This is a genomic window from Terrisporobacter muris, from assembly GCF_024621905.1.
Classification (GTDB): Bacteria; Bacillota; Clostridia; order Peptostreptococcales; family Peptostreptococcaceae; genus Terrisporobacter; species Terrisporobacter muris.
The window spans coordinates 40,086-46,469 of record NZ_JANKBY010000001.1 but is presented as its reverse complement, the minus strand read 5'-3'; the positions used below and the strand labels follow the sequence as shown (position 1 = coordinate 46,469).

7 protein-coding genes are annotated in these 6,384 nt (G+C 28.6%); all 7 read right to left on the bottom strand.

The genetic code is table 11. The features are described from left to right. Positions 1 to 133 precede the first annotated feature (133 nt). Positions 134 to 1,078 carry an L-lactate dehydrogenase gene (locus NSA58_RS00195; RefSeq protein ID WP_257559915.1) on the bottom strand — a complete coding sequence of 315 codons (945 nt, stop codon included), beginning with the start codon at positions 1,076 to 1,078 and terminating at the stop codon, positions 134 to 136. 285 nt (positions 1,079 to 1,363) lie between these two features. Continuing rightward, positions 1,364 to 2,245 (bottom strand): polysaccharide deacetylase family protein, encoded by an 882-nt coding sequence (locus NSA58_RS00190; protein WP_039680170.1) that lies wholly within the window; start codon positions 2,243 to 2,245, stop codon positions 1,364 to 1,366. A gap of 278 nt (positions 2,246 to 2,523) precedes the next feature. Continuing rightward, on the bottom strand, positions 2,524 to 3,390 hold the full coding sequence (locus tag NSA58_RS00185) for an anti-sigma-V factor rsiV (protein WP_257559914.1): 867 nt from the start codon (positions 3,388 to 3,390) through the stop codon (positions 2,524 to 2,526). Further along, positions 3,387 to 3,893 (bottom strand): RNA polymerase sigma factor, encoded by a 507-nt coding sequence (locus tag NSA58_RS00180; RefSeq protein ID WP_039680168.1) that lies wholly within the window; start codon positions 3,891 to 3,893, stop codon positions 3,387 to 3,389. Before NSA58_RS00180 ends, NSA58_RS00185 begins: the two co-directional genes overlap by 4 nt. A 181-nt stretch (positions 3,894 to 4,074) precedes the next feature. Beyond that, on the bottom strand, positions 4,075 to 4,443 hold the full coding sequence (locus NSA58_RS00175; protein ID WP_039680167.1) for an HIT family protein: 369 nt from the start codon (positions 4,441 to 4,443) through the stop codon (positions 4,075 to 4,077). Between the two features lie 251 nt (positions 4,444 to 4,694). Next, positions 4,695 to 5,879, bottom strand: a complete 1,185-nt coding sequence (locus tag NSA58_RS00170; RefSeq protein ID WP_074079807.1) for a cytochrome c biogenesis protein/redoxin — start codon at positions 5,877 to 5,879, stop codon at positions 4,695 to 4,697. A gap of 109 nt (positions 5,880 to 5,988) precedes the next feature. Further along, complete coding sequence (locus NSA58_RS00165; RefSeq protein WP_257559913.1) at positions 5,989 to 6,372, bottom strand: DUF4430 domain-containing protein; 384 nt, start codon at positions 6,370 to 6,372, stop codon at positions 5,989 to 5,991. Positions 6,373 to 6,384 lie beyond the last annotated feature (12 nt).

The window sequence follows — 6,384 nt, the reverse complement described above, 5'->3', positions numbered from 1 at the left end:
TCGAAAAGGTATTGGACTATCCTTGTCCATATCTAACATATGTTGCCATAAGAAAGGGTATCTTCTCCTTACAACCTTTAGACTTCTATTGTTTTGTTTAGGACATAGATAGCAACCTAGCCTTTCATCTTATCTATTTTATTTTAGCTATATTTTCTTTTACTACTCTGCAAGAATGTTTAAATTCTTTCAATTCTTCTTCAGTTAAATTAAGCTCATATTTATCTTCTATACCATTTTTACCTATGACTACTGGAATACTTATATAGAATCCTTCTTCTCCATACTGACCTTCTAATAAAGTTGATGCAGTTGTTACGAATTTTTCATCATGATAAATTCCTTTTATAAGTCTAGCTGCTGTGGATGCTATACCAAACTCTGTGCATTTTTTACCTTCGTAAGTAAACCATCCGCCTTTTATAGTTCTATATGTTATATCTTTTTTATCTAAACTTCCAAAAGTTTCTGGTCTTTCTTTTTCAAGTTCACTTAGAGGTTTTCCTCCCAAATTTACAGCTGACCAAGGAATCATTTGAGAATCACCATGCTCTCCTAAAGAATATCCTATTATTGACTTATGATCTATTCCTGTGCACTCAGCCATCACGTTTCTAAATCTAGAGCTATCAAGACCTGTTCCTGTTCCAAAAACTTGATTCTGTGGAAGTCCTGTAACTTTTTGAATATGATTAGCTATTATGTCGCAAGGATTTGTGATATTTATTATTATTCCATTGAAACCAGCATCCATAACTCTTTCTATGTATGAATTAACTGCATCAACACTTTCTTGAAGTTCTGCTAATCTATCCCTAGACTCATTAATTTTTCCCACACTGTTTACTATTATATCGCAGTCTGCCAAGTCTTCGTATTCTCCTGCCGTTACATTTATTCTATGTGGTAAGTATGTAACTGCATCTAGTAAATCTTGTCTTTCACTAATAGCCTTTTGCTTGTTTATATCAACTAAAATTAGTTCATCTACTATCCCCTGTGTTACTAGTGAAAATGCTACGTGAGCCCCAACATGGCCAACGCCTATTATCCCAACTTTTCTTAATCTTATTTCCATTTATATTGTCCCCCTTTATAGAATGTAAATTTTTACAATATAAAAAATATTTAAGTTAATGATAGCACAATTGTATACAGTATGGTTTTTGTTTTTTGATTTTTAACTATCAATTATATGGACATGGAATAATCCTCCTTCAGCAGTTTCTGAATTATCATTGAAATTCTCAAGTAATTCTGGTTCATCTAGATTTTTTGGGGCTGTCTTTGGACTTATTGCTTAGTATGCAAAAAAATCCTATAAATAGATTTATATAAATCTATTTATAGGATTCTTTTATATTTATGAAAGAGTTCTAAACTCATATCCGTTATCCTTAAAATATTTTATTATGCTTGGTAAAGCTTTAACTGTTTCTTCTTTTCCATAAGTATCATGCATTAATAGAACTACCATTTCTTTTCCTTCAGAAGTTTTAATTGCATAATCAGTTAATTCTTTAGCATTTTTTCTTTTTCCCTCAGCATCTGCATTTAAAGATGTCCAATCAATTGAAACCAGTTTATTCTTTTCTAAATGCTTATCTAAAGGCTCCATACCTTTCCAAGACATATATCCACCTGGACATCTTATTACTCTAGTTGAGAAGTATTTACCTAAAATATCTTTTAGTAATTTATCATTTTTTTCAAAATCAGCTTTAAATGCTTCTATGTCTAAAACCCTTCCTGGGTATAATTTTCTAACATCATGGCTGTATGAATGATTTGCTATAGCATGCCCCTCATTAAACTCTCGTTTTACAAGCTCTTTTGCTTCATTCCCACCATTTTCTATATTTTGTCCAGTTAAGAAAAATGTAGCTTTTACATCTTCTTTCTTTAAAATATCTAACACATTTGGTGTATTAGTTTTTGATGTTCCGTCGTCAAAAGTTAAAAATACTATCTTTTTACCATCATTAGTGTAATCATATTTACTAAGTTTCTCTGCAACTTTGCTTGCATCATAAGAATATTTTTTCCCCTCGTGGCTAACACCAACTACATATTTTTTCTTTTCTTCTTCTGCTTTTCTTTTTTCTTCTTCAATTCTTTGTTGTTCCGCTTTAATTTGTCTTTGATTATCCACATAAGCCAATGTCCTATTTAATACTCCAAATATAGTCATACCTAAAACTAAAACTAATGCTGCCCTTTTTTTATTTATTCTTTTCCTACTCATATCTCTCAACTCCTACCTCAATAAATTTTTATCACTTTTAGTACCTTTTCGTATAAATTTGTCGACTCATTAAGTATAAACCAGTAAGGCCCTACCATTCAATAGATTTTTTATTACAAATCTGAAATAAAAAACTTTAATTTTTTTAAAACTTTTTAAAATCTGAGTAATATGAGTTATCCACAATCTTTAATTTTTATTTAAATAAATTCACATCAAAAAAAGGGCAATTATGCCCTTTTCTATTTATAAAAAACTATTAAGTTAATATATTTATATTACTTCATAAGCTGTTTAGTAACATTATTAGGTATTACAAATTCCACTAATCCAGATGAACCTGGTGCAACCTCATATTTATCAAAACATATAACTAGTTCACCCTTATCATTTATATAAAAACCTTGATCTTTCTTTATCTTTTTAAAATTATCCATTTCACCATCAATCCAGTACGTATCCTCTGGATTCTTTTTTGTTCTTTCTTTCATTTGACTTATAATATTTTTGCTTATAACATCCACATAGTCACTGCCTTTAAACATTCCTTCCAATGTTAAAACTGTTTGATTTTTCTTGTCTATGTTATAAAACTTTCTAGTTGTGTTAGATGAACCTTGAGCATAATAATTATAAATTACCAGTGATAAAACATCATCATTTTCATTTAATACTTCATACCAAGACTTGCCATACTTTCTACCTTCTTCACCTAGCTCTTTTAAGTCTTTTATTTCATTTAAATATTCATCATATAACTTTTCGCCTTCTGCTTCAAACTCTTTGTTTAGCTTATATTCTAAGTCTTTATCTTTTAAGCCTTCCACCTTTGGTACTTCAATAGAAACATCATATCCGTTTTCATTTACACTATAATTTTTAAAGTTTATAATTTTTATCATATTGCCTATTACTGGTATATCTTCAAGAGTACTTGCAAAGGCTGGGCTCAAGTTAACAGCACCAATTACTACACATATGGATGCGGCTACAGAAGACCACCTAGCTATTCTACTTCTTTTATATTTCTTTTGATTGCCGTTTAAAGCATCATTTACCACATCATTCAATTTATCTGGTATTTCTATATTATTGTAATTTTTTTTCAAATTTTCCAACTTATTATTTTTTTTCAAAATATTCACTCCTCTTCTTCAATAAGTTCTATTTTTAACTTTGATAATCCATTATACAACCTGGTTTTTATGGTATTTTCATTTTCATTTAGTACCTGGGCTATATCTCCTATTTTCATATCTTCAAAATATCTTAGTATGACTACAATTCTATACTTTTCAGGTAATCTCTCCAAAGCTTCTTGCAAGTCTATATCTTCATATGTATCATACCTCATTGTATTTTCTTCTTGTAAGTCATCAGTTATTGCTACGTATTTTTTATTTTTTCTAATATAATCAATTGCGCAATTTGATACTATTTGATAAATCCAAGATTTAATGCTATCTATATTTTTGAGAGTGTTTACATTGTCTAGTGATTTGCAGATAGCATCATGCACTATATCTAGCGCATCATCTTCATTTTTTACATAGCTGTAGGCAAACCTATATAAGGCTTCTTTATTTTCAACTATATATTTTTTTATTTGTTTTTCTTTTTTTCTTTCTACTAAGCTTAGTAATTTCATTTCTTTTTTTCACCTCTCATATATAGGACGTTTTATATAGTTTAAAAAGTTTTATATTTATATAATTTTTTTAAATTTTTTCATTATTATCTTTATTCCCAATTAAAACTAGAATATTAAAATTTATCAAGTATATATTCAAATTATAAAAGACCATACTTGAATATGGTCTTTTCATTTATTATTTGCTATATTTCATATATTTTGGGATAGCTCCTCTTACTCCTCCTGTTGGATCAACAACATCTCCTTCAAATCTCGGCATTAAATGCACATGAACATGAAAAACAGTTTGTCCTCCAGCTTGGTTTACATTCACTCCCACGTTATATCCATCTGGATTGTATTTTTCATCTAGCAATTCTTTTCCTTTGTCTACTAAATCAAAAATTGCTTCTCTTTCTTCTTTTGTTATATCAAAAAAGTTTGCAACATGGCGCTTTGGTATTACTAACATATGACCTTTTGTTGCTGGAAATTTATCAAAAATAGCATATGCAAGGTCATTTTCAAGTATATAATCCTTTATTTCACAAAATATACAGCTCATTTTACTGCCTCCTTAATTATTTATTATAAACCTAATTTATTTCCTAAATTATAATAAAAATCAGTAATCTCTTTTAAAGATTTTACCATAGTATTATAATATCTCTCTTGTGGAAAAATATAAATAGAAACTCTTATTTATTGGAAGCATATCTCTTTGAAAAGTCAATTTATTTTCTAATAAACATTAGGATTTCAACCTAAGTAAAGGAGGTATCATTTTTGATACCTCCTTTTGACATTAAATTATAATTAATTCTTGCTTTCTATTAAGCTTTTCATTGTACTTTTATTCATGGCACCTGGTATATATTTTGTTATATATCCATCTTCGTCAATTATAAGCGTTGATGGTAGAGAGCTAAATCCATATTGATAACTAAGCATTCCTCCATCATCAAATACCACAGGGAAAGTATAATTATTTTCTTTTAGGAAATCTTCTATGTATTGTTGATCTCCTTCTTTTCCCACATTTGGAGATGCCACACCTAATATGATTACATCCTTACTATTCTTTTCATATTCCTTATATAAATCTTCTATATGAGGCATTTCTGCTCTACATGGCGGGCACCAAGTTGCCCAGAAGTTTAAGAATACTTTCTTACCTCTATAATCACTTAATTTATGTTCTTTTCCGTATTGGTCATATAAAGTAAAATCTAGGGCTTCGATTTTTTTGTCTTCCTCAGAATTAGTATCAGTATTTTGACTACTTTCAACTTTATTTTGATTTTCCACCCACTCTGCTTCTCTTTTACTTTTAATTCCATTTGATAGCATTATCATCCCAGATATTACAATAATAATTCCACCAATTTTCTTTATTTTATCCATATGCTTTTTAATCTTATCTATGCTTTTTACTAATTTATTGTAGAATAATGAAACTAGTAAAAATGGTACAATAAATCCTATGGTATACACTGCTATTAATAAATAAGACACTACTGTACTATTTGCATTAGACGACATTATAAGTACAGATGCAAGGATTGGTCCTATACATGGAGTCCACCCAAAACTAAATGTAAAACCTAGTAAGAATGATGTCCATATATTCATTTCCTTAGATTTCATCTCAAATCTTTTTTCTCTATTTAAAAAATTAGATTTTATGCTATCCATGTAGAATAGTCCCATGATTATTGTGACAATTCCACCTATTATCATGACCATATATTTATAGTCATTGAAAAATGAGCTTAGAGCATTTACTGAAGTCCCTAGAATAAAGAAAGTAGTTGAAATACCCAGTGTAAAGAATAAAGTATTTCTAAATAATGAACTTTTTGTAAATCTTCCTTGGTTTAAGTTTTCTATGCTACTATTAGATAGCATACTTAAATAAATGGGTAGTATTGGCAGTACACAAGGTGATAAAAATGATACTAGACCTTCTATAAATACTACAATAAAGTTTATTTTTTCCATCAGATTCTCCCTTATTGTTAAATTTATTCAACTTTTAGTTATTTTTTAATTTATACCCATTTTTCTATATATTAACAATCTTCCTTTTTATAGTCAGTATATATTATTTTTATTTAAATTTAATTCTTTCAAATTTTATGGTATCACCATTGTTTATTACTTGGTCATTTACACCAACTTGAGCATCTTCTCCATTCACAGACACATGCCAGTATTCATTAGTACTTTTACTTAAGTCTATATTTTCTACCTTCACTAACATTCCATCACTTTTTATTTCATATCCTTCTTTATTTGATATGACTGCTCCTAGTTTTTCTTCAGATGTTTTTATTTCTTCTTTTTTATTTATATTGTCTGCCTCTGATAAAACTTCTATAGTTATTGTTTTTTCTCCATCTTGTACATTTTTATTATTTATAGATTTTATTCCAAACGCTCCTAATAAAAGTACAAGTACTGCAACTAAAGTTACTGTTATTTTCTTATTCATAAATATCTCCTC

Coding starts and splice junctions, on each gene's coding strand:
- NSA58_RS00165 (WP_257559913.1), bottom strand. CDS start 6,372: ATGAATAAGAAAATAACAGTAACTTTAGTTGCAGTACTTGTACTTTTA.
- NSA58_RS00190 (WP_039680170.1), bottom strand. CDS start 2,245: ATGAGTAGGAAAAGAATAAATAAAAAAAGGGCAGCATTAGTTTTAGTT.
- NSA58_RS00195 (WP_257559915.1), bottom strand. CDS start 1,078: ATGGAAATAAGATTAAGAAAAGTTGGGATAATAGGCGTTGGCCATGTT.
- NSA58_RS00170 (WP_074079807.1), bottom strand. CDS start 5,879: ATGGAAAAAATAAACTTTATTGTAGTATTTATAGAAGGTCTAGTATCA.
- NSA58_RS00175 (WP_039680167.1), bottom strand. CDS start 4,443: ATGAGCTGTATATTTTGTGAAATAAAGGATTATATACTTGAAAATGAC.
- NSA58_RS00180 (WP_039680168.1), bottom strand. CDS start 3,893: ATGAAATTACTAAGCTTAGTAGAAAGAAAAAAAGAAAAACAAATAAAA.